Raw genomic sequence first — 22,657 nt, forward strand, 5'->3', positions numbered from 1 at the left:
GCCCCCACCAAGTCCTCACGCCCCGCAGGCGCCCCCTCCGCTGCATGGTCCGCGGCCTCCGCCGCGATATCGCGCCCCGCGGGCACCACCACGGAAGCAGACTCGGTCACGGCCACGGCTGTTGGTCCTCCCGCTGGAACTTGGCGCGGGCCCCGTGTCCGGCGCGGGCGCGCGAGCGAGTTGGCGCGGGGGTTGAACGCACTCAGCGTGTCCCCCGTACGTACCAACGACGGCACGTGCGCGGGATCACGGGTGCACGGAAGATCCTTGCCGTGACGGAACCGTTGCCGTCTCGTGGGCCGTCCCCAACGGCACCGGCATAGTGTGGGGTGCCGTTCACCAGCACCAAGGTGTTCCGCACCGCGGGCATTCCGGACGTTCAGCACCACGGACGACCGGGCGCCCGCCAGCACGGTCATCCGGGCGACCGCAGGGGGCGCGCCGCGATGGCCGAGGCCGTACAGAAGGACGTACGGCACCACGATGTACGGCATTTGGAACGATTTCGAGGCCCAGGGGGATTCTCACCATGCGACCCATACGTCCGCTCTTCAGCTCCCGCAGCGGGAGGAGCGCGCGCGGCAGGACCTCCCCCGTGGCGGCCGCCGTCGCGCTTGGCGCGGCCCTCGTGCTGACCGCGACCGCCTGCGGCCCGACTGATGACAAGGCGGACGATTCGTCCGCGTCGCAGCCCGGCGACAAGGGCGACGACAAGTTCCAGCTTCCCGGCGACATCCAGGACCGGCTCAAGGAGCACGGCATCGACCTGGACAAGTGGAAGGACGGCGCCTGGAAGAACTGGGACAAGGACGACTGGCTGCGCGAGGCGGGCGACTTCGTCAACCCGATCATCGAGGACCTCTGGGACCCGGACCGCATGCGGGACGCGGACAAGAACCCGGACCGCGGTGTCGACGAGGGCGACATCTCCGGCGACCAGGGCGTGACGGACCCGACGCCGGAGCCCGTCGAGGCGGCGGCCGTGAAGACGCCGTACCACGACCAGGTCCCCGCGGCCGGCAAGCTCTTCTTCGACGGCCCCGAGGGCTCCATGGTCTGCTCGGCCACGGTCGTCAAGGACCCGAAGAACCCGGGCAAGTCCAACATGGTGTGGACCGCCGGTCACTGCGTCCACGCGGGCGCCAAGGGTGGCTGGTACCGCAACATCGCCTTCGTCCCCTCGTACAACAACAGCGGCGCGCCCACGGCGGAGCTCCAGGGCAAGCCCAAGGAAGAGGTCGCTCCGTACGGCGTCTGGTGGGGCGACTGGGCGCAGACGTCCGACCAGTGGATCGAGCAGGGCGGCCCGACGGGCGGCAAGGGCGCTCCGTACGACTTCGCGGTGATCCACGTGACGCCGGAGAAGGGCAGCGGCGGCAAGTCCCTGGAGGAGACGGTCGGCACCGCTCTACCGGTGGACTTCGACGCTCCCGCGGTACCGAAGATCAAGGACATGACGGCGACCGGCTACCCGGCGGCGTCGCCGTTCGACGGCCAGAAGCAGTTCCAGTGCGCGGACAAGCCGGGCCGTCTCTCGCTCAGCAAGCCCGACCCGACGATGTACCGGATCGGCTGCACCATGACCGGCGGTTCGTCCGGTGGCGGCTGGGTCGCGGAGGGCCAGGACGGCAAGCCCGCCCTGGTGTCCAACACGTCGATCGGCCCGGTGACGGCGGGTTGGCTCGCGGGTCCGCGCCTCGGTGACGAGGCCAAGGGCATCTACAACGCGGTCAGCAAGAAGTTCGCGGGGCAGTAGGAGTCACCGTCGGTGGGGTCGGCCCCGGTTCCGGGGCCGACCCCACCCGCTTCGCCCGAGTACGGGAAGCGTGCGTGCGGGGTACGCGAACCAGCGCGGCGAAACCTTCACCACCCCGCCGCCGTTCGTCCCCAATTCCACAGGCATAGTGGGAGCTCACGTCGGCCCGGGCGGCGGATGCCGCGCCCACGCCTGACACGCACATGGCAAATACACGTTCCTACGGGGGTTACAGCTACATGCGTTCCATTCGTGCGCCCTTCGCGCGCAGCCGCGGCCGCCGCGTCGCGCTCGCCGTCACCGGGCTCGCCGCGACCCTGGCGCTCACCGCCACGGCCTGCGGTCCGAGCGACGACAAGGCGAGCGACAAGTCGGACAGCGGCTCCGCGCAGGAGGCGGGCAAGGGTTCCGACTCCGGCTCCGGACTGCCCGGCGATCTCGCCGACCGGCTCAAGGAGCACGGCATCGACCCTGACAAGTGGAAGGACGGTGCCTGGAAGAACTGGAGCAAGGACGACTGGCTGCGCGAGGCCAAGGACTTCGTCAACCCGGTCATCGAGGGGCTCTGGAAGCCCGAGCGGATGCAGAAGGCCAAGGACCCGAACAAGACGATCGCGTCGAAGGACGCGACCGCTGACCAGGGCCAGACCGACCCGGACCCGGCTCCGGTCCAGGCGAAGCCCGAGAAGACGCCGTACCACGACAACGCGGCGCCGGTCGGCAAGATCTTCTTCGACTCCCCCAAGGGCTCGATGGTCTGCTCCGGCACGGTCGTGAAGGACCCGCGCAACCCGGGCAAGTCCAACCTGGTGTGGACGGCGGGCCACTGTGTGCACGCCGGTTCCGAGGGCGGCTGGTACCGCAACATCACCTTCGTGCCCTCGTACAACGACCTGGGCAAGTCCGAGGCGGCCCTGAGCAACGCGGCGCCGCAGGAGATCGCGCCGTACGGCCAGTGGTGGGCGGACTGGGTCTCGACGTCCGGTGAGTGGATCGACCAGGGTGCCGCTTCGGGCGGCGCCGGCGCTCCGTACGACTACGCCGTGATGCACGTGAAGCCGCAGGAGGGCACCAAGTCCCTCGAGGAGACCGTCGGCAACGCGCTGGAGGTCGACTTCTCGACTCCGTCGGCGCGGAGCGTGGCGTCCATGGGCGCCTGGGGCTACCCGGCCGCGCCGCCGTACAACGGTCTGATCATGCACAAGTGCATCGACAAGCCCGGCCGTCTGTCGCTGGACCCGGCGACGCCGACGATGTACCGCATCGGCTGCACCATGACCGGCGGTTCGTCCGGCGGTGGCTGGTTCCGGGTGGTGGGCGACAAGTCCCAGCTGGTCTCCAACACGTCGATCGGCCCGGCCGACAGCACCTGGCTCGCCGGTCCGCAGCTGGGCAGCGGCGCGAAGCAGGTCTTCGACACGATGAGCGAGAAGTACGGCTCGCGGTGATCCCTCGGGCCGCGGTGACCCGACGGCGGTCGAGGTCTCGGTGACCTGGAGCTTTCATGGTGAAGGCCCCGCCCCCCTGCGAGGGGGGCGGGGCCTTCACCATGCCGTCAGTGCGCCGCGGGAACGTACGGCGCGAGTTCCGCCGCCAGTTCCTCGTGCACCCGTGCCTTGAGCAGCGTGCCCTCGGGCGTGTGCTCCTCGGAGAGCACTTCACCGTCGGCGTGCGTGCGCGCCACGAGCTTGCCGTGGGTGTACGGCACGAGGGCCTCGATCTCGACCTCGGGCCTCGGCAGTTCGGCGTCGATGAGCGCGAGCAGCTCCTCGATGCCGGCGCCGGTGCGCGCGGACACGGCGATCGCGTGCTTCTGCTGGCGCAGCAGCCGCTGGAGGACCAGCGGGTCGGCCGCGTCCGCCTTGTTGATCACCACGATCTCCGGCACGTCCGTCGCGCCCACGTCCCGGATGACCTCGCGCACGGCGGCGAGCTGCTCCTCCGGCGCGGGGTGCGAGCCGTCCACCACGTGCAGGATCAGGTCGGACTCGCCGACCTCCTCCATGGTGGAGCGGAACGCCTCCACGAGGTGGTGCGGCAGATGCCGGACGAAACCGACCGTGTCGGCCAGGGTGTACAGCCGGCCGCTGGGCGTCTCCGCCCTGCGGACCGTCGGGTCGAGGGTGGCGAACAGGGCGTTCTCCACCAGCACACCCGCCCCGGTGAGGCGGTTGAGCAGAGAGGACTTGCCCGCGTTCGTGTACCCCGCGATGGCGACCGATGGCACCTTGTTGCGCTTGCGCTCCTGGCGCTTGATGTCGCGGCCCGTCTTCATCTCCGCGATCTCCCGGCGCATCTTCGCCATCTTCTCGCGGATCCGTCGCCGGTCCGTTTCGATCTTGGTCTCACCGGGGCCGCGGGTGGCCATGCCGCCACCGCCGCCGCCACCCATCTGACGGGAGAGCGACTGACCCCAGCCGCGGAGCCTCGGCAGCATGTACTGCATCTGCGCGAGGGCGACCTGCGCCTTGCCCTCTCGGGACTTGGCGTGCTGGGCGAAGATGTCGAGGATCAGGGCGGTCCGGTCGACCACCTTGACCTTGACGACGTCTTCGAGGTGGATGAGCTGGCCGGGGCTGAGCTCACCGTCGCACACGACGGTGTCCGCTCCGGTCTCGAGGACGATGTCACGCAGCTCCAGGGCTTTGCCGGAGCCGATGTACGTCGCCGGGTCGGGCTTGTCGCGGCGCTGGATGACGCCGTCGAGCACGAGCGCGCCCGCGGTCTCCGCGAGTGCGGCCAGCTCGGCGAGGGAGTTCTCCGCGTCGTGAACCGTTCCGGAGGTCCAGACGCCCACGAGGACGACGCGCTCCAGGCGGAGCTGTCGGTACTCGACCTCGGTGACGTCCTCGAGCTCGGTGGAGAGGCCGGCGACGCGGCGCAGGGCCGCGCGCTCGGATCGGTCGAACTGGTCGCCGTCCCGCTCTCCGTCGATCTCGTGGCTCCAGGCGACGTCCTCTTCCATCAGGGCATCGGCCCGAAGACCTTCGGGGTAGTTCTGCGCGAAGCTCTGTACGTCCTGGGAAGGGGAAGAAGAGGAGGTCATTGGGTCCTTTACGTCGATGGGAATCCGATTCGGAGAGCACCTGCGGGCGTCTTTCGCCCTGCCGCACCGTGTGTGCGGCTCGCATCGCCTGCCACAGCGCCACCCGTCATGTTCGACAACGCTCACGGCCCCCCGGAGATTCCCCGGACCAGCCGGGGCCACCCCTGAGATGTCCCCGAGGGGATCTCCCGGACGGGCCGCGCCGTCGACCTGACGATGGTCGCACGGTACGACCCGTCTCGTCACCCGAGTATTTCAGGGCGCCCGCCGCCCGGGCCCCACCACTACTTCTTCCCGGACGCCGCCTTCTTCTCCGGCGGCGTCGACGTCCAGTCGGGGTGCCCCGGCATCGGCGGTGTCTTCGCCCCGTACAGCCAGGCGTCGAAGAAGTCGTCGAGGTCGCGCCCTGAGACCTCGGACGCGAGCCGCACGAAGTCGGCGGTGGTCGCGTTCCCGTCGCGGTGGGTGTGCACCCAGGCCCGCTGCACGGCCTCGAAGCCGGACCGCCCGATCTCCTGGCGCAGCGCGTAGAGCACGAGCGCGCTGCCGTCGTACACGACGGGCCTGAAGATGCTGATCTTCTCCCCCGGCCGGGGCCCCTTGGGCGCGGCCGGGGGCCCGCCCGCCGCGCGCCAGCTGTCGGAGAGCCGGTAGGCGTACCGCATCCGCTTCTCCAGCGGCTGGCGCGCCTTCTCCTCCGCGTACAGGGCCTCGTACCAGCTGGCGTGTCCCTCGTTCAGCCACAGGTCGGACCAGGTGGCGGGGCTCACGCTGTCGCCGAACCACTGGTGCGCCAGCTCGTGCACCATGATCGATTCCACGTACCACTCGGGGAACTCGGGCCGCGTGAACAGCTCCTTCTCGAAGAGCGACAGCGTCTGCGTCTCCAGCTCGAAGCCGGTCCGCGCGTCCGCGACGAGCACCCCGTAGGTCTCGAACGGGTAGCGGCCGACCTTGTCCTCCATCCAGGAGATCTGGTCCGGGGTCTTCTTCAGCCAGGGCTCCAGCTGCTTGCGGTCCTTGGTGGGCACGACGTCCCGTACGGGCAGGCGGTAGGGGCCGGTGCGGTGCAGCACGGTGGAGCGGCCGATGGACACCTGGGCCAGTTCGGTCGCCATGGGGTGCCGGGTGCGGTACGCCCACGTGGTGGTGTCCGCGCGGCGCTCCTTGGCCAGGGGCAGGCCGTTGGCGACGGCGGTGAGGCCCTTGGGGGCGGTGACGCGGAAGGTGAACTGCGCCTTGTCGGCGGGGTGGTCGTTGCACGGGAACACGCGGTGCGCCACATCCGCCTGATTGGCCATCGCGAGCCCGTCGCCGGTGCGCACCCAGCCGCCCTCGACGTCGTCGGACACCGGGTCGCTGGTGTGCCGCACAGCGATCCGCAGGCGCTCGCCGGGCTGCACGCGCGCGTGGGGCGTGACGACCAGGTCCTCGCCCGCGGTGGCGAAGTCGGCGGGGGCGCCGTTCACCTCGACGGAGCGGACCTTGCCGTGCGTGAAGTCGAGATTGACGCGTTCCAGCGGCGCCGTCACCCGAGCGTCGATCTTCGTGAGCGCGTCCAGGGGCTTGCTGTTGTCCCCGTGATAGGTGAAAGCGATGTCGTACGACGTCACGTCGTACCCGGGGTTGCCGAGGTGGGGGAAGAGGCGGTCGCCGATGCCGAGGGGGGCGGCGGGCTGTGGGGCGCTCGCGGCGAGCAGGGCGGCGGAGGTGGTGGCGGCGAGGACGGCGACGGCGATCCGGACCGTCTTCGGCCGGGACGCCTTGGTACGCGGGGTCAGGAGCATGAACTACGGCTATCAGCGCGCGCCTTCCGCGTCGGGACGGCACGCGACGGGCCCACCCGAACGAGTCGGCGCCGTTTCACCGAAGAGCGCCGTCGAGGCCGCCGGGGAGCCGGTCAGGGTGCCGCTGCCGCCCGGTGCTGCGCGCGGGCCACGTCGTACACCCCGGGGACGTTGCGCATGGCGCGCATCAGGCCCGGAAGGTGTGCGGCGTCGGGGAGTTGGAGCGTGTACGTGTGGCGTACGCGCTGTTGGCTGGGTGGTTCGACGGTCGCCGAGATGATCGCGGCGCCTTCGAGGGCGATGGCTTCGGTGAGGTCGGCCAGGAGGTGCGCCCGGCCGAACGACTCGGCGATCAGGGTGACCCGGCACTCCGTGGCGTCCCCCCAGCGCACACCGACCTCCGGGCGCCCCACCTGCGTCATGCGCGCCACCGCGGGACACGTGACCCGGTGGACGGTGACGACGCCGCCGCGAACCGCGAAGCCGGTGATCTCGTCGGGCGGGACGGGGGTGCAACAGCCCGCGAGCCGTACGGTGGCGCCCTCACGGTCGACGACGACGTTCTCCGCCGCCGGGCGCAGGGCCGCGGAGACCTGGGGCCTCGGCGTGGTCGCGGGCACCGTCACGGGCGCCTGGGGCTCCGGGGCGGCCTGCGCGGGCGGGGCGGGGGCGGGCGCCGGGTGGGTGGTGAGCCAGCGCCGGATGGCGATGCGCGCGGCGGGCGTGCGCGCGTGGCCGAGCCAGTCGCGCGAGGGCCCCGACGTCAGGTCCTGGCCCATGAGCAGCTGCACGGTGTCGCCGTCGCGCAGGACCGTGCTGAGCGTGGCCAGGCGGCCGTTGACGCGCGCGCCGATGCAGGCGTGCGCGTCCTCGCCGTACTGGGCGTAGGCGGCGTCGACGCAGCTGGCGCCCGCGGGCAGGCCGAGCGTGCCGCCGTCGGTGCGGTAGACGGCGATCTCGCGGTCCTGGGCGAGGTCCTCGCGGAGCGTCGACCAGAAGGTGTCGGGGTCGGGTGCGGCCTGCTGCCAGTCGAGGAGGCGTGAGAGCCAGCCGGGGCGGGTGGGGTCGGCGCGCTCGCCGTCGGCGGGCTGTTCCTCGGACGGCCCGGCGTAGGGGTTGTGCAGGGCGACGACGCCCGCTTCGGCGACGCGGTGCATCTGGTGGGTGCGGATGAGGACTTCGGCGACCTCGCCGTCGCCACGGGCCACGGCCGTGTGCAGCGACTGGTACAGGTTGAACTTCGGTACGGCGATGAAGTCCTTGAACTCCGAGACGACCGGCGTGAAGCAGGTGTGCAGCTCGCCGAGGACTCCGTAGCAGTCGGCGTCCTCGTGCACGAGGACGAGCAGACGACCGAAGTCGGCGGGGCGCAGCGCGCCGCGCTTGCGGTGGGCGCGGTGCACGGACACGAAGTGGCGTGGCCGGATGAGGACTTCGGCGGCGATGCCGGCCTCGCGCAGGACGCCGCGCACCTCTTCGGAGATGTCGGCCAGCGGGTCGGCCCCGGCCTTCGCCTTCGCCGCGATCAGGTCCTTGACCTCCGCGTACTCCTCGGGATGGAGGATCGCGAAGACGAGGTCCTCCAGCTCGGTCTTCAGGGCCTGCACGCCGAGGCGTTCGGCGAGCGGGATGAGGACGTCGCGGGTGACCTTGGCGATGCGGGCCTGCTTCTCGGGGCGCATCACGCCGAGCGTGCGCATGTTGTGCAGGCGGTCGGCGAGTTTGATCGCCATGACGCGGACGTCGTTGCCGGTGGCGACCAGCATCTTGCGGAAGGTCTCCGGTTCGGCGGCCGCTCCGTAGTCGACCTTTTCGAGCTTGGTGACGCCGTCGACCAAGTAGCAGACGTCGTCGCCGAACTCGGCGCGCACCTGATCGAGAGTCACATCCGTGTCCTCGACGGTGTCGTGGAGCAGGGACGCGGTCAACGTGGTCGTCTCCGCGCCCAGTTGGGCCAGGATCAGCGTGACGGCGAGAGGGTGTGTGATGTACGGCTCACCGCTCTTGCGCATCTGGCCGCGGTGCGAGGACTCCGCGAGGACGTAGGCGCGGCGCAGCGGCTCCAGGTCGGCGTCCGGATGGTGGCCGCGGTGGGCCTCGGCCACATGGCCGATGGCGTCCGGGATGCGGTCCCTCGTGGCGGGGCCGAGGAGCGCGGCGCGGCCCAGTCTGCGCAGGTCGAGGCGGGGACGGGAGCGCCTTCGCGGGGGCGAGGACGTCGTCGGGCCGGGCGTCGCGGGATTCGTCGCCTCCGCACTCATGGGCACCTCCGGCAGCTCCGACCGGCGGTGGGCGGACGGCAGCCTGCTCCGTCCGGGCCGGTGCTTGATGCTATCGAGCCCATCACGTGGTGCTGACCCGCTCTCGCCGAGCGTGAAACGGATCACCCATTCGAGCGACAGTTCTGTGGAGAGTCGTTTCGACTGGGACGAGCGGGGTTTCGAGCCCGGCGCGGGCCCCGGGCGGGATGCGCCGCCCGTGGTCCCGTGTGCGCCGTGCGGTCGAGCGCGCCATTCAGGCCACCGCTACGGCCGCCGCCAGCCAGTCGGCGTCGATCTCGCCCTCCGCCACGATCACGGCGGGGCCCGTCTTCTCGATCTCGCCGTCCGGCCGCTCGGTGATGACCAGGCGGCCGCCGAGCACGTCCACGGTGTACGCCACCGGGGCACCGGTCACCGCGGGGTCCAGGCCGTCCCTGCGCGCCGCCGCGACGGCCACCGCGCATGCGCCCGTGCCGCACGAGCGGGTCTCGCCCGCGCCGCGCTCGTACACGCGCATGGCGACGTGGCGCGGGCCGCGGTCGACCACGAACTCCACGTTCACACCGTGCGGGTAGGCCGTGGCCGGGCTGAACGGCGGCGGGTCGAGGAGGCGGCCCGCGTGCGCCAGGTCGGCCACGAAGGCGACCGCGTGGGGGTTGCCCATGTTCACGTTGCGGGCGGGCCACTGGTGCTCGCCCACGGAGATCGTGACGTCGCCCTCGGGGAGCACGGCCTTGCCCATGGCGACGGTGATGTCGCCGGCGGCGCCGTCGTCGGTGGGCTTGGCGATGTGCACGCGCTTCACGCCGCCGCGGGTCGCGACGGCCAGGTCGCCCTCGGCGACGAGCCCGGCGCGCTCCAGGTAGCGAGCGAAGACGCGCACGCCGTTGCCGCACATCTCGGCGACCGAGCCGTCGCCGTTGCGGTAGTCCATGAACCACTCGGCCTCATCGGCCAGATGCCGCGCGTCCGGGTGGGCGGCGGAGCGCACGACGTGCAGCAGACCGTCGCCGCCGATGCCCGCGCGGCGGTCGCACAGGGCGGCGACGGCGGCCGGGGGCAGCTCGATGGCGTTGTCGGCGTCGGGGACGATCACGAAGTCGTTCTCGGTCCCGTGCCCCTTGAGGAAGGCGATCCGCGTGCTCATCCCTCGATCGTACGGGGTGCGTGCGACAGCCGGTCGGGGGCCGTCAGCGGAGCCTGGCCACCCGCCAGACGGCGAGCACCGCGACGATCCCGAAGACCAGCGTGTACGCGGACACCACGCGCCAGTCCGGCTTCCGCCCGGAGCCACGCTCCGGCAGCCCCGGCCAGGTGTGGCCCACGCGACGGGCGGCCATCATGCCCCAGCCCGCGGCGCAGGAGCTGATGAGCAGCCCCAGCATGGCGACGACCGCGCCGCCGTCGCCGAACTCGAAGGCCAGCGGGAAGGCGAACATCAGGGAGCCGACGGCCGCGAGGATCACGATCGGCGCGAGCTGCCAGATGCGCAGTCTGCGCTGCGGGCGCAGCTCGACCTCGACCTCGGGCTCCGTCGCCAGCTCCTCCTCGGTGGGGCCGTCGTCGGTCATGCCGTTCGCGGTGACCCCGGAGCTGTCGGGTCCGTCCGGGCTGAGCCGCGCGCCGCTGTGCTCCGCACCGTCCTGTGCGGTGTGCTCCGCACCGTCTCGTGCAGTGTGCTGCTCGCCGTCATGTGCGGTGTCACGAGGGCCGGCCTCCATCGCCACGCGCCCTCCCACTTCGGACTCCACTGGTCGATCGATGGTCGATGATGGCACGCCGTCAGCTGCCTCGATGACCGGCGGAGCGTCCCGATGCCATCACGTGATCAGGCTGTGACCGCTCGTTCGACCAACGCCATTGCACTCCCCGGGAGTTCCCCGCGGTCGGCGGCTGCACCGCTCAGCCAGTGCACGCGTGGATCACGTCGGAACCAGGAGTCCTGTCGGCGCGCGAAGCGTTTCGTGGCGCGCACGGTCTCGGCGCGCGCCTCGTCCTCGGTGCACTCACCGGCGAGCGCCCCGAGTACCTGTTGGTAGCCGAGCGCGCGCGACGCCGTACGCCCCTCCCGCAGTCCCTGCGCCTCCAACGTGTGCACCTCCTCCACGAGCCCCGCCTCCCACATGCGGTCCACGCGCGTGGCGATGCGCAGGTCGAGCTCGGGGCGGGCCACGTCGACGCCGATCTGCACGGTGTCGTACACGGACTCGTGCCTGGGGAGGTTGGCGGTGAACGGCTTGCCCGTGATCTCGATGACCTCCAGGGCGCGCACGATCCGACGCCCGTTGCCGGGCAGGATCGCGCGGGCAGCGTCCGGGTCGGCTGCGGCGAGGCGGGCGTGCAGCACGCCGGGGCCGTGCTCCTCCAGCTCCTCCTCCAGGCGGGCGCGCACCTCGGGGTCGGTGCCCGGGAACTCCAGGTGGTCGACCGCACCGCGCACGTACAGGCCGGAGCCGCCGACCAGGATCGGCCAGCGGCCCTCGCCGAGCAGCCGGTCGATCTCCGCGCGCGCGAGCTTCTGGTACTCGGCCACGCTCGCCGTCTCCGTCACGTCCCAGACGTCCAGGAGGTGGTGCGGGACTCCCTCGCGCTCGGCGGGCGTCAGCTTGGCGGTGCCGATGTCCATCCCCCGATACAGCTGCATCGAGTCGGCGTTGACGACTTCGCCGCCGAGTCGCTGGGCGAGGTGGACGCCCAGATCGGACTTTCCGGCCGCGGTGGGCCCGACGACGGCGATGACCCGCGGGGCGGGAGGTGCACTTCTCACCGCCCCAGTCTCGCAAATCGCTCGACGGGTGCCCGAACGAGCTACGTGACGACACGGCTCCGGGTTCGTTGCCTGTTGCGAGGTTCCGGCCGCCGGTTTCGAGGATCGGTGACCCGGGCGACGCAATCGGACGCACCGGGTGGCGCGGGATTTCGCCCACACGAGTAACGTATGGAGTAAATATGGGCGTTTTTAGTCGGTTTCGCCGGAAGAGCAAGGACGCGGACGAGGCGTCGACCACCGACGAGGCGGCCGCCACCGTGACGGCCGACTCCGACGCGGCCGAGGCGTCGTCCGAGGCCAAGGCTGAGGACAAGGCTGAGGACAAGGCTGAGGACAAGACCGAGGGCAAGGCCGAGGGCGGCGCCGAGGCCGCTGCGGCCGCCACGTCCGGCGCGTCCGCGACGGACAAGGACTCGTCCGAGGCGAAGGCCTCTGCCGAGGACGAGACGGAGGAATCGGCCGAGGCGGCCGCGGCTGAGGGTGTGGAGATCCCGAAGCAGCAGTCCGCGCAGGAGGCGGCCGACAACGAGGCCGGTGAGAGCGCCCGCAAGTGACTCCCCCGCGAAGGAAGGCGAATCAGTGGGCTTCCTGAACCAGCTGAAGGACAAACTCGCCCCTGCCAAGGACAAGGTCTCGGGCCTCGCGCAGCAGCACGGGGACAAGATCGACCAAGGCCTGCACAAGGCCGCCGACGTGGTCGATCGCAGGACCAAGGGCAAGTACAGCGACAAGATCCAGGCGGGAACGGGCAAGGCCAAGGACGCCCTGGACCGCCTCGCCGGGACGGACGGCGGCAAGGGCGGGGGTGGCGGTGCCACTCCCCCCGGCGACGCGCCGCCCCCGTCACCGCCGACGCCCCCTTCGGCTTCCTGAGCGGCTCTGGACAACCGGCGGACGGCCGTGAAGCGCGACTGGCTTCACGGCCGTCGGCGTGTCCGGGAGAGGGCTTCCTGAGGGCGCCGTCGGCCAGGGTCGTGGACCCGCGCAGGGCAGCGCCTTCGACGGCGCCCGTGCCGTCCTACGACCAGGCCGCCACCAGGTAGCCCACCCCGTAGGGGGCGTCGTCGAAGAGCAGTTCGCCGCACAGGCCCGCGCCCTCGGCCGCGCCCGCCAGCACCTGCCAGGGCGCCCGGCCCGCGGCCTTCAGCTCCTGCGCCAGCTCCGCGTCGAGCGCCTTGAGCGCCGCCACGTCCGCCGCGGCGAGCGCCCGCGCCACGTCGGCGTCGAAGCCGGCGGCCCGCTCGTCCAGATAGCCGGGCGCCTTGAGCGTGCGGCACGCGCTGGCGTCGCCCATCACGAGGAGCGCCACCCGGTCCGCGCTCCCGCCGATCTCCCCTCCCATGTGGATACACCGCTCGGGCGCGAGAGGTTCCCCCACGCCGAGGCCTTCGAGCGGGGCGGCCGACCACTCCGTACGCGCGAGCAGCCAACCGGCGACGGCCAACGACACCGGAAGCCGACGCCCCGTGGCCGGGCCCGCGTCCGTGTCACCTGTGCCGCCCGCGCGGGCACCGTCGTCCACAGGAGTCTCTCCGAGGCGTACGTCGAGGTCCACACCGAAGCCCCGGAACGAACCGCGCGTCCCCTGAGGGTGCGGTCCATGGTCCGGCTGCTCCGCGGGGCCCACGACGACGAGCCGGTCGGGCCGGGACGCGGCGAGCACCCCGACCGCGTCCGCGCAGGCCGCCCGAGCGGGATCCAGTTCCGGCGCCGCACCCGCGGCGACCTCGGGCACGAGCAGGGGCGGACAGGGGCAGACGGCTGCGGCGACAAGCATGATCCGCAGCGTACAGACAGGGCCGACGGACGCTGCGGACAGGCGCAGCCGAGGCGGCTCTCCGTAGAGGCCGCATGCCTTCGTAGAGACCACGCCCCTCCGTAGAAGGACGCGCCCCCGTAGCCGGGCGCGCCTCTCCGTAGAGACTGCTTGGCGCCCCGGCTCGCCGTGGGAACGCCGTGTGCGTCAGTCGATGCTGCAGCCGCCCGTGGCCGCCGGGAGCGGCTCAGGGACGCCCACCTTGGGGAGGCCGAGCAGCACTCCGGAGGGCTCCGGGGCGTCGGCCGTGTTGCGCTTCTCCCAGGCGTCGCCCGCGCGGGTGCGCCGGATGTCGAGCACGGCACCCTCGGCGAGCAAGTGGTGCGGAGCCGCGTACGTGACCTCGACCGTCACCACGTCACCGGGGCGCACCTCGGTGTCGGGCTTGGTGAAGTGCACCAGACGGTTGTCGGGGGCGCGGCCGGACAGCCGGTGCGTGGCACCGTCCTTGCGGCCCTCGCCCTCGGCGACCATCAGCTCCAGGGTGCGGCCGACCTGCTTCTTGTTCTCGGACCAGGAGATCTCCTCCTGGAGGGCCACCAGACGCTCGTAGCGCGCCTGGACGACCTCCTTGGGGATCTGGTCGTCCATCTCGGCGGCGGGCGTTCCGGGGCGCTTGGAGTACTGGAAGGTGAAGGCCTGCGCGAAGCGGGCCTCGCGGACCACGTGCAGGGTCTGCTCGAAGTCCTCCTCGGTCTCCCCGGGGAAGCCGACGATGATGTCCGTGGTGATGGCCGCGTGCGGGATGGCGGCGCGGACCTTCTCGATGATTCCCAGGTAGCGCTCCTGGCGGTAGGAGCGGCGCATCGCCTTCAGGACGGGGTCCGAGCCGGACTGCAGCGGCATGTGCAGCTGGGGCATCACGTTCGGCGTCTCGGCCATCGCGGCGATCACGTCGTCCGTGAAGTCACGGGGGTGCGGAGAGGTGAAACGCACCCGCTCCAGGCCCTCGATCCGCCCGCAGGCGCGCAGCAGCTTGCTGAAGGCCTCGCGGTCGCCGATGTCGGAGCCGTACGCGTTCACGTTCTGGCCGAGCAGGGTGATCTCCGAGACGCCCTCGCCGACGAGCGCCTCGATCTCGGCGAGGATGTCGCCGGTCCTGCGGTCCTTCTCCTTGCCGCGCAGGGCGGGCACGATGCAGAAGGTGCAGGTGTTGTTGCACCCCACGGAGATCGACACCCAGGCCGCGTACGCGCTCTCGCGGCGCGTGGGCAGGGTCGAGGGGAACGCCTCCAGGGACTCGGCGATCTCGACCTGTGCCTCCTCCTGCACGCGGGCGCGCTCCAGGAGGACCGGCAGCTTGCCGATGTTGTGCGTGCCGAAGACGACGTCCACCCAGGGCGCCTTCTTGACGATGGTGTCGCGGTCCTTCTGGGCCAGGCAGCCGCCGACGGCGATCTGCATGCCGGGGCGCTGGGTCTTGCGGGGGGCGAGGCGGCCGAGGTTGCCGTACAGGCGGTTGTCGGCGTTCTCACGGACCGCGCACGTGTTGAAGACGACCACGTCCGCGTCGCCGTCGGAGCCCTCCGGAGCGCGCACGTAACCGGCGTTCTCCAGGAGACCGGAGAGACGTTCGGAGTCGTGGACGTTCATCTGGCACCCGTAGGTGCGGATCTCGTAGCTTCGCGCGACGGCCGCTTCGTCCACTGCTTCGTCCACTGCTCCGGTCCGGACACTGCTGCTGGTCATCCCTCAAGGGTACGGGGGCTCCGGCAGTGGGCTCTCACCCCCTTGTCCCCCGCCTCGTCCCCGCCGAATTCGGGTGCGGTCCGCGAGACGGTCCCCCTAGCGTCGGCTCATGAGCGCATCTTTCGTCCCCGACGACTTCGTCGTCCCCGTGGAGCTGATCACGCCCGAGTTCCGCCTGGAACCACTGGGGCCCCAGCACAACGCCGAGGACCTCGCCGCCTGGACCGGCAGCATCGAGCACATCCGTGCCACCCCGGGCTTCCTGGACCGCAGCTGGCCCCCGGTGGCGGGGATGACCTCGGAGGAGAACCTTCGCGACCTGCGCGAGCACGCGGAGGACTTCGCCCGGCGCCGCGGATTCACGTACACCGTGATCGAGACGGCGAGCGGCGAGGTCATCGGGTGCCTCTACATCTATCCGCCGCATGTCGACGAGTCGCGCGCCGACGCCTCCGGGGCGGACGATTCGCAAGGCGGTGTCTCCGGGGCTGGCGGTTCTGAGGCCGACGCCTCCGGGGACGACGGTTCCGACGCCGACACCTCCCGGGCGGACGGCCCCAACACCTCCAAGGCCGACGGTTTCGCCGCTGACGTCAGGTCCTGGGTACGGGCCGACCGGGCCGCTCTCGACGCGCCCCTGTACGCGGCCGTGAGCGCGTGGCTGGCCGCGCACTGGCCCTTCCGGAGGGTCACGTACGCGCCCCGCTGACCGCGCCGCTACACGACCCCGGTCACCGTCACCTTGACCCGCGCGGAAGCCGCCTCCGGTCCCTGGTCCCCCAGGGCCGCCACGACCGCCGACCGCACCGCGCGGGTCACGTCCAGGGCGCGATGCCCGCGGCTCAGGACCACGTACACCTCGATGTCGAGCCCCTGGGAGCCCTTGCCGCGGTCCACGCGGACTCCGGAGGCCCCGGCCGCCCCGGATGTCCCGGACGTCCCGCGGCCCGCTCCCAGGCCCACGGAGGAGCGCAGGAGCTCGGCGAGACCGGGGCGCAGGAAGGCCACGCCACGGGTGGCGAGGACGGCGGTGCCGACGACGTCCGCGAGTGTGCGCGGAGGCTGCTGTTCCGTCATCACTGCCGCCCTTCGGAGCCCACGTCGTCGAGCAGGTCGGCGATCACCACGTCGACCGCCGCGACCCGCATGCCCAGGTCGCGGTCCGCGGCCGCGACGATCCGGGCGCGCACCTCGTCCGCGACGAGCTGCAGGTTCCAGGAGAGGCCGACCTGCACCTCGATGCGGATCCTGGCCGGTCCGCGCGGCAGCCGCCCCGGGGGCGGGACGGCGGCAGGACGGTCGGCGTCCCCGGCGTCGGCCTCTATGCGGCAGCTGCCCGCGCGGACGCCCGGCAGGGAGTCCACGGCGGCCCGGAACGTCCGCGCGGCCGCCGCCTCCACGATCCACGCGTCCTCGTCGACGTCGCCCAGCGGGAGGGTGCGCCCGGGCCGCAGTTCGAGGCGTACGACGTCCATGACGCGGCCGGCGAGCGCGGCGGTGTCCCAGGCACGGTCCTGGGGCTCGTCGTCGCGTGCCCGGGCGACGACGTCCTCAAGGGAGCGCAGCGCCCGCAGGGCGTCGGCGCAGTGCGGGCAGACGGCCGCGTGCGGATCCGGCTCGCCCGTCTCCGCCTGCTCCCACACCTGCGCGAGTTCCCGGCCGCAGGGCAGGATCTCCTCCTCGGGCACGTCCTCGAACGACGTGCCGCCCGGTGCCCCGTCCTCGTTCATCGCCATCCGGCCATCGCCTCCGTCAGATAGCGCCGGGCCCTGAAGACGCGGCCTCTGACCGCCTCCTGGCTGATGCCGACCGACTCGGCGATGGACTCGTAAGGCACGCCGTCGAGTTCCCGAAGGACCCAGCACACCCGCTGCTCCGGTGAGAGACCTGCTATCGCGCGGGACAGGTCCTGAACGGCGGCGTGTGCCTCTGCGGCCCGCGGCGGGGACACCTGGTGCTCGGGAGCCTGCGGCTCCGGAACGCTGTCCAGCGCCGTCACCGGCTGCCGTGAACGCAGCACGTTGAGACACCGGTTGGTGACGATCCTGTGCATCCAGGTGCCGAACCGGGCGTCCCCACGGAACTCCGGAAGCTTGCGCCAAGCGCTCACGAAGGCCTCCTGCACGGCGTCCTCCGCCTCTGTCGGGCTGCCGAGCAGCCGTGTGGCGAGGCGCAGCAGGACGGGCGCGTGGCGGTGCACGAGCGCCTCGAAGGCCTCGTCGTCACCTTCGGCGGCACGCACCACCAGCAGCGCGTCCTCGTGCGGCAACGACGCATCCTCATCCTCCGGCGCTCTGCCCCGGTCCCCGGGCACACGCGGCTCCTCTCGCTCCGGTCGTCCTCTTACGACACACGACAAGCCGCCCGCGTTACGCGGCGCAGGCACGCTACCCGTCCGGGGAAGAAATTCCCGCGAGGCGCGTAACGGATCCGGGGCACCCGTGTCAGTGGAGGTGCAGGGCGCGGTACGAAGAGGATCCGCGCGGCCGTGCGCAGCACGACAAGGAGCGCACAGCCGCACCACGCGCCACGGGGGCGACGCACCGACCCGGTCGGCACGGCAGGTACGGCGTGCACGGCCGGTCGAGGACCGCACGACCAACGAGACCGACCAGATCAACGACTAGGAGATGCCGATATGGCGACACAGGAGCTCACCTCGAAGTCGGCTTCCAGCAGCACGGAGAAGGACCTCGTCGGCGGCGCGAAGAGCACCGAGGGCGCCACCACCCTCACGGGCCGCACGGGTCCGAGCGAGCCCGCCGCGACGCGCGGCAAGACCTCGATCGCGGATGTCGTGGTCGTCAAGATCGCCGGCATGGCGGCGCGCGAGATCCCCGGTGTGCACGACATGGGCGGCGGCCTGTCCCGCACCATCGGCGCCGTGCGCGACCGCGTGCCCGGTGGGCGCCCGAACGTGGGCCGCGGCGTGAAGGTCGAGGTCGGCGAGCGCCAGACGGCGATCGACCTCGACATCGTCGTCGAGTACGGCGTGCCCATCACGGACGTCGCCCACGACGTCCGCGAGAACGTCATCGCGGCCGTGGAGCGCATCACCGGCCTGGAGGTCGTCGAGGTCAACGTGGCGATCAACGACGTGCACCTGCCCGACGACGACCGGGACGCCGGCGCGGAGACCCGCGTGGAGTAGTGGCTCGGCCCCGTGCCCGGCGGCTCCGATATCCCTTCGACGGTGTGAGGTGAGTGGTGAACAAAGCCCTGGTGGGCCTGTTTTCGGGGATGGCGCTCGGGTTCGCCGGATGGTTCGGCGGCTTCGGCGCGTTCCTGCTGGTCGCCGCGCTCGGCGCGGTGGGCTTCGTCCTGGGACGCCTCATGGACGACGGGATCGGCGTCCGCGAGTTCCTCTCCGGACGTGACCGGGAGCGGCGATGAGCACCCCCGCCGGGGAACGCGGTGCGACCACCGTCGCGGACCGCGCGGTGCGCCGGATCGCGGAGCGCGCCGCCACGGAGGCACTGGGACCGGGCGAGGTCCAGGTCAGCCAGGGCTCGGCGGCCGTGCGCGGCCGCCGAGCCCAGGTGGGGGTCACCGTGGCGGTGCCCTACGGAGGCGTGCTGGACGACACCGGCGAGAGTGTGCGCGCACACGTCACCGACCGCACGGCCCAGCTGACCGGCCTCTCCGTGGACTCGGCCCGGGTTCACGTACGGGAGCTGTCGCTGCCGAAGCGCTCCACGGCGAGAGTCGATGGCACGGAGGTCGCTGAGCACGCCGGGCCGGCTGGGCATACCGGGGAGCCTGCCCGCTCTGAGGGCGGCGGGTACGCCCCAGGCAGCGCGTACTCCGGGGATGTCGAAGCGATGTCTACGGAGGCGGCGGTCACGCACGGCACGCGGCGCCCCTGGTCCGAACGCCGGCTGCCCGTGGCCGTGTTGGCCCTGGCCGCAGCCGTCGCCTCCGGAGTGCTGCTGTACGACGTGGTGGCGGTGCACGCGGCGGACCGGCCACCCGCGCGGTGGCGGGTACGGCTCGTGGACTGGCTGGCCACGCACGGACCGGACGGCGGTACGGCGGTGAACCTCGCTGCCGCGGCAGCCGTGTTCGCCCTCGGCGTGTGCCTGCTGGTCGTCGCGATCACCCCGGGGCAGCGACGGCGCCTCCCGATGGCGGCACCGCTGCCCGGGGTGCACGCGGTCATCGAACGCGGTGCGGTCGCGGACCTGTTGCGGGACGCCGTGGTCCAGGTGCCCGGGATCACGCGGGTGCGCGTGCGCGTCGGGCGCCGCCGGGCGCGGGCGCGGGTGGGCCTTGGCTTCGGCGACCCCGTCACGGCCCGCCAGGAGGTCCTGAGGGCGGCGGAGGCGGCGTTGGCGGAGTGCGGGCTCACCAGAACGCCGCGGCTGCGCGTACGGCTGCGTACGGAGCCCACATGGCGCGAGCCCGCGCCGTCGCCCGCCCCGGGCCCCGGCACACCCGGGACGGCCGCGCTTCCCATCGCCCAGGAGCCCACGCCGGGGAGCGGTCCCTCATGAGCGTGCTCCGGCAAGGCGTGAACCGTGCGACGCTCCTGTGCGCCGCGGTGGCGCTGCTCGGGTCGGGGGCCGCCCTGGCCACCACGGCGACCCCCGTCCGGGACCGGCTGCCGTCCGGCTGGCCGCGTCTGGGCACCGACCGCGTGTGGCTGGACGGCGCCGCGCTCGGGCGCTGGCGCGACCACGGCTGGTGGCCGCCCGTCGTGATCGCGGCCCTGGCCGTCGCCCTGGTGCTGTTCCTGTGCTGGGCCGCCCTCGAGGTCCGCGCGGGGCGGCTGCGGGTGCTCCCCCTGGGGCGGGACGGCGTCACCCTCGCGGGCCCGGCGCTGGCGGCGGCGATGGCCGAGCGCGTCCAGGCCGTCGACGGCGTGGCCCGTGCCCACGTGTGCCTCCGCGGGCGCCCGCACCGGCTGCGGGCCCGCATCACCCTGGTCCTCGCGGCCGACGGCTCGCCCCGCGCGGTGCTGCGCCAACTGTCCGGGCAGGCCGTCGCGGAGGCCCGCGCGGCGGCGGCACCGCGCGCCCTGGAGGCGGAGGTGCGGATCGGGGTACGGACGCACAGGCCGCGCCGCCGCGTCCGCGTCCGCTGAACACCGACGTGAGCACGCGCACCGTCCCGCGCGGGGGCGCCCTCCGCGCACTCACCGCGCCCGCACCCGCCTCGAACCCCGCCCCTCCGTAAGGACGTTCACGGGCACCGTGTCGAGGGTGTGCGATGGACTCTCACATTCCGCGACTAGATTGCCTCCTGGCACCGCAGCGGCCGCGCGCGTCACGGCCCCCACCCCGCCACGCCCTCATCACGTCACACGTACAACGTCACGCCAGGAGGCGATCACGTGACCGCGAGCCACTCTCCGCAGGAGCCGTCCCCGCAGGACTCGGCCGACGCGGCTGACGCCGTCCGGAACCGCATCAACACCGCGCAGCCGCACACCGCCCGCATCTGGAACTACTGGCTCGGCGGCAAGGACAACTACGCGGTCGACCGTGAGGCGGGCGACAGCATCCGTGAACTCCACCCGGGAATCGGCGATTACGCGCGCGCGGACCGGCTGTTCCTCGGCCGCGCGGTACGGCACTTGGTGGCCGACTGCGGCGTACGCCAGTTCCTCGACATCGGCACCGGGCTGCCGACCGCGGACAACACGCACGAGGTGGCCCAGCGGATCGCTCCGGAGTCACGCGTCGTCTACGTAGACAACGATCCGCTGGTCCTCACCCACGCGCGTGCCCTGCTGACGAGTTCCCCCGAGGGCCGGACGGACTACCTGGACGCCGACATGCGCGACGTCGAGTCCGTCCTGGAACACGCCTCCCAGACGCTGGACTTCAGCCGTCCGGTCGCCTTGATGCTCCTGGGTGTCGTGATCTTCATCGAGGACGACAAGGAGGCCCTGGGTCTCGTACGCCGCATCATGGACGCGCTGCCCTCGGGGAGCTATCTCGTCCTCTCGCACACGATCACCAGCCCGGCGATGCCGGACGTCGACGCGGCCGTGGCCTTCTGGAACGAGCACGGCACTCCGAAGCTGACGCAGCGCACTCCGGAGCAGGTCGCCAAGTTCTTCGACGGCCTCGAACTGCTGGAGCCCGGCGTGGTCTCCTGCTCGCGGTGGCGTCCGGAGCCGACGGAGCCCGGCGAGCCGGACGAGGTGGCGATGTTCGGCGGCGTAGCCCGCAAGCGATAGAACGCGCGCCCCACGGGCCACGCACCGCACAGGCCGCCGAGGCGGTGGCGCCGCTCGGCGGACCCCCACCGGGTCGAGGTCGACGGGCCTGCCCGAGGGCGTCGCGCCGCGCGAGCGCCTGATGGTCCTGCTCTGCGCCGAGCCGCTGCGCGCCGCTGCCCCAGCAGGAGCAGGACTCCCTCCAGGACCTGCTCCAACGTCCTGTCGACCGCTGAGAATTCGGTTTCCCCGGAGGGTGCGACAACGAAGAATGCCTGCATGACGACGCCCACTGACGAGCCCCACCAGCACGGCAAGCTGCACGCCGGGGAGCCGGGCATCGACGTACCGCTGGTCCGAAAGCTGCTCGCGGCCCAGTTCCCGCAGTGGGCGCACCTGCCCGTCGAGCCGTTCCCTTCGTCAGGGACCGTCAACGCCGTGTTCCGGCTCGGCGACGCCATGGCCGTGCGCATGCCCCGGATCGCCGGAGGCGCCGCGGACGTGGCCCAGGAGAGCCGCTGGCTGCCCTGGCTCGCGCCTCGGCTCCCGGCGACGATCCCTGCCGTGCTGGGCCGCGGCGAGCCGGGCGAGGGGTATCCGTGGGCCTGGTCCGTCCACAGGTGGCTCGACGGCGAGAACCCGGCCGTCGGGGCACTCACCGCGCCCGACGCGCTCGCAGCGGACCTCGCCGCGTTCGTCACGGCCATGCGCCACCTCGACACCACGGATGCTCCGCCCGCCCACCGCGGGGCGCCCGTGGAGGCGGAGGACGCCGAGACGCGTGCGGCGATCGAGGAACTGCGACGGCCGGGTCGGCCGTCGGCGCCCGCTCCCGCCGTCGACACCCGCATCGACGTGGACGCCGCCACCGCCGTCTGGGAAGCGACTCTCCGCACCCCCGACTGGGGCGCCCCGCCCGTGTGGGTCCACTCCGACCTCATGCCCGGCAACCTGCTGGTCCGCGAAGGACGCCTCCATGCAGTGATCGACTTCGGGACGGCAGGCGTGGGCGACCCCGCCTGCGACCTGATCGTCGCCTGGAACCTACTGCCCGCCGACGCGCGCGAGACGTTCCGTGCCGCCACCGGCGTGGACGACGCGACGTGGGCGCGCGGGCGCGGCCACGCGCTGTCCATGGCGCTCATCCAGCTGCCGTACTACGCCGTCACGAACCCGGCGCTCGCCGCCAACGCGCGCCATGTGATCCACGAGGTCCTCGCCGACCACGCACGCGGCGCCTGACACCGGAGTGGCCCGGGCCCGGCACTCCGGAGTGGCCAGGGCCCGGCCCGCACCGGCACAGCGCGGCGTGCACCACCCCGTACCGGTAGGACCCCGCGGCCCGCCCCGCACCGGCACGCCCCCCCAC

Annotated in this window: 22 protein-coding genes; 11 read left to right on the forward strand and 11 right to left on the reverse strand. The window is 72.4% G+C overall.

The genetic code is table 11. The annotated features are described in order from the left end of the window. Positions 1–529 precede the first annotated feature (529 nt). Together QUY26_RS09455 and QUY26_RS09460 are read left to right on the forward strand one after the other, a co-directional pair. Entirely contained in the window at positions 530–1,756 is a 1,227-nt protein-coding gene (locus QUY26_RS09455; protein WP_289944988.1) for a trypsin-like serine peptidase, read from the forward strand. A 239-nt stretch (positions 1,757–1,995) separates the two neighbouring features. Further along, the gene (locus QUY26_RS09460; protein WP_289944991.1) at positions 1,996–3,204 is read left to right on the forward strand and encodes a trypsin-like serine peptidase; all 1,209 of its coding nucleotides are present in this window, start codon (positions 1,996–1,998) and stop codon (positions 3,202–3,204) included. Between the two features lie 107 nt (positions 3,205–3,311). Here QUY26_RS09460 and hflX read toward each other — a convergent pair whose 3' ends face one another. The 6 genes from hflX to miaA all read right to left on the reverse strand — a co-directional run bounded on the left by hflX (position 3,312) and on the right by miaA (position 11,617). Further along, on the reverse strand, positions 3,312–4,802 hold the full coding sequence (gene hflX, locus QUY26_RS09465; protein WP_289944994.1) for a GTPase HflX: 1,491 nt from the start codon (positions 4,800–4,802) through the stop codon (positions 3,312–3,314). Between the two features lie 284 nt (positions 4,803–5,086). Further along, positions 5,087–6,589, reverse strand: a complete 1,503-nt coding sequence (locus tag QUY26_RS09470; protein WP_289944996.1) for a M1 family metallopeptidase — start codon at positions 6,587–6,589, stop codon at positions 5,087–5,089. 113 nt (positions 6,590–6,702) lie between these two features. Continuing rightward, positions 6,703–8,850, reverse strand: a complete 2,148-nt coding sequence (locus tag QUY26_RS09475; protein ID WP_289944997.1) for a RelA/SpoT family protein — start codon at positions 8,848–8,850, stop codon at positions 6,703–6,705. Positions 8,851–9,103: 253 nt separating this feature from the next. After that, positions 9,104–9,997, reverse strand: a complete 894-nt coding sequence (dapF, locus tag QUY26_RS09480; RefSeq protein WP_289944998.1) for a diaminopimelate epimerase — start codon at positions 9,995–9,997, stop codon at positions 9,104–9,106. A gap of 43 nt (positions 9,998–10,040) precedes the next feature. Continuing rightward, positions 10,041–10,571, reverse strand: coding sequence for a hypothetical protein (locus QUY26_RS09485; protein ID WP_289955620.1), 531 nt, complete (start codon positions 10,569–10,571; stop codon positions 10,041–10,043). Between the two features lie 107 nt (positions 10,572–10,678). Then, the gene (gene miaA / locus QUY26_RS09490; RefSeq protein ID WP_289944999.1) at positions 10,679–11,617 is read right to left on the reverse strand and encodes a tRNA (adenosine(37)-N6)-dimethylallyltransferase MiaA; all 939 of its coding nucleotides are present in this window, start codon (positions 11,615–11,617) and stop codon (positions 10,679–10,681) included. A 182-nt stretch (positions 11,618–11,799) separates the two neighbouring features. Between miaA and QUY26_RS09495 the strand changes: the two genes are divergently transcribed. Further along, complete coding sequence (locus tag QUY26_RS09495) at positions 11,800–12,174, forward strand: hypothetical protein (protein ID WP_289945000.1); 375 nt, start codon at positions 11,800–11,802, stop codon at positions 12,172–12,174. A 25-nt stretch (positions 12,175–12,199) separates the two neighbouring features. Next, positions 12,200–12,493, forward strand: a complete 294-nt coding sequence (locus QUY26_RS09500; RefSeq protein ID WP_289945001.1) for an antitoxin — start codon at positions 12,200–12,202, stop codon at positions 12,491–12,493. Between the two features lie 145 nt (positions 12,494–12,638). Here QUY26_RS09500 and QUY26_RS09505 read toward each other — a convergent pair whose 3' ends face one another. Both QUY26_RS09505 and miaB read right to left on the reverse strand, forming a co-directional pair. Then, positions 12,639–13,397: a class III extradiol dioxygenase subunit B-like domain-containing protein gene (locus QUY26_RS09505; RefSeq protein WP_289945002.1), complete on the reverse strand. Its 759-nt coding sequence runs from the start codon at positions 13,395–13,397 to the stop codon at positions 12,639–12,641. Positions 13,398–13,583: 186 nt separating this feature from the next. Then, a complete protein-coding gene (gene miaB / locus QUY26_RS09510) occupies positions 13,584–15,125 on the reverse strand; it encodes a tRNA (N6-isopentenyl adenosine(37)-C2)-methylthiotransferase MiaB (RefSeq protein ID WP_289945003.1) in 1,542 nt (513 codons plus the stop codon). A 109-nt stretch (positions 15,126–15,234) separates the two neighbouring features. Between miaB and QUY26_RS09515 the strand changes: the two genes are divergently transcribed. After that, positions 15,235–15,834 (forward strand): GNAT family N-acetyltransferase, encoded by a 600-nt coding sequence (locus QUY26_RS09515; RefSeq protein ID WP_289945005.1) that lies wholly within the window; start codon positions 15,235–15,237, stop codon positions 15,832–15,834. 8 nt (positions 15,835–15,842) lie between these two features. On the opposite strand, the gene QUY26_RS09520 is transcribed toward QUY26_RS09515, so the two are convergent. The 3 genes from QUY26_RS09520 to QUY26_RS09530 are packed head-to-tail and all read right to left on the reverse strand — an operon-like array spanning position 15,843 to position 17,394. Continuing rightward, positions 15,843–16,202, reverse strand: a complete 360-nt coding sequence (locus QUY26_RS09520; RefSeq protein WP_289945007.1) for an Asp23/Gls24 family envelope stress response protein — start codon at positions 16,200–16,202, stop codon at positions 15,843–15,845. Next, the gene (locus tag QUY26_RS09525) at positions 16,202–16,861 is read right to left on the reverse strand and encodes a hypothetical protein (protein WP_289945009.1); all 660 of its coding nucleotides are present in this window, start codon (positions 16,859–16,861) and stop codon (positions 16,202–16,204) included. The genes QUY26_RS09520 and QUY26_RS09525 overlap by 1 nt, the downstream gene beginning before the upstream one ends. After that, a complete protein-coding gene (locus tag QUY26_RS09530) occupies positions 16,852–17,394 on the reverse strand; it encodes an RNA polymerase sigma factor (protein WP_289945010.1) in 543 nt (180 codons plus the stop codon). The genes QUY26_RS09525 and QUY26_RS09530 overlap by 10 nt, the downstream gene beginning before the upstream one ends. 369 nt (positions 17,395–17,763) lie before the next feature. On the opposite strand from QUY26_RS09530, the gene QUY26_RS09535 reads away from it, so the two are divergent. From QUY26_RS09535 to QUY26_RS09560, 6 genes are all read left to right on the forward strand, one after another. Beyond that, on the forward strand, positions 17,764–18,276 hold the full coding sequence (locus tag QUY26_RS09535) for an Asp23/Gls24 family envelope stress response protein (protein WP_289945011.1): 513 nt from the start codon (positions 17,764–17,766) through the stop codon (positions 18,274–18,276). A gap of 56 nt (positions 18,277–18,332) precedes the next feature. Beyond that, the gene (locus QUY26_RS09540; protein WP_289945012.1) at positions 18,333–18,518 is read left to right on the forward strand and encodes a hypothetical protein; all 186 of its coding nucleotides are present in this window, start codon (positions 18,333–18,335) and stop codon (positions 18,516–18,518) included. Beyond that, positions 18,515–19,618 carry a DUF6286 domain-containing Asp23/Gls24 family envelope stress response protein gene (locus QUY26_RS09545; protein WP_289945014.1) on the forward strand — a complete coding sequence of 368 codons (1,104 nt, stop codon included), beginning with the start codon at positions 18,515–18,517 and terminating at the stop codon, positions 19,616–19,618. Before QUY26_RS09540 ends, QUY26_RS09545 begins: the two co-directional genes overlap by 4 nt. Next, a complete protein-coding gene (locus QUY26_RS09550) occupies positions 19,615–20,208 on the forward strand; it encodes an alkaline shock response membrane anchor protein AmaP (RefSeq protein WP_289945015.1) in 594 nt (197 codons plus the stop codon). Before QUY26_RS09545 ends, QUY26_RS09550 begins: the two co-directional genes overlap by 4 nt. Positions 20,209–20,532: 324 nt before the next feature. After that, positions 20,533–21,309, forward strand: a complete 777-nt coding sequence (locus tag QUY26_RS09555) for an SAM-dependent methyltransferase (RefSeq protein ID WP_289955621.1) — start codon at positions 20,533–20,535, stop codon at positions 21,307–21,309. Between the two features lie 258 nt (positions 21,310–21,567). Then, positions 21,568–22,530: an aminoglycoside phosphotransferase family protein gene (locus QUY26_RS09560; RefSeq protein ID WP_289945017.1), complete on the forward strand. Its 963-nt coding sequence runs from the start codon at positions 21,568–21,570 to the stop codon at positions 22,528–22,530. Positions 22,531–22,657: the final 127 nt, after the last annotated feature.

The sequence above is a fragment of the Streptomyces flavofungini genome (genome assembly GCF_030388665.1).
GTDB classification, from domain to species: Bacteria; Actinomycetota; Actinomycetes; order Streptomycetales; family Streptomycetaceae; genus Streptomyces; species Streptomyces flavofungini_A.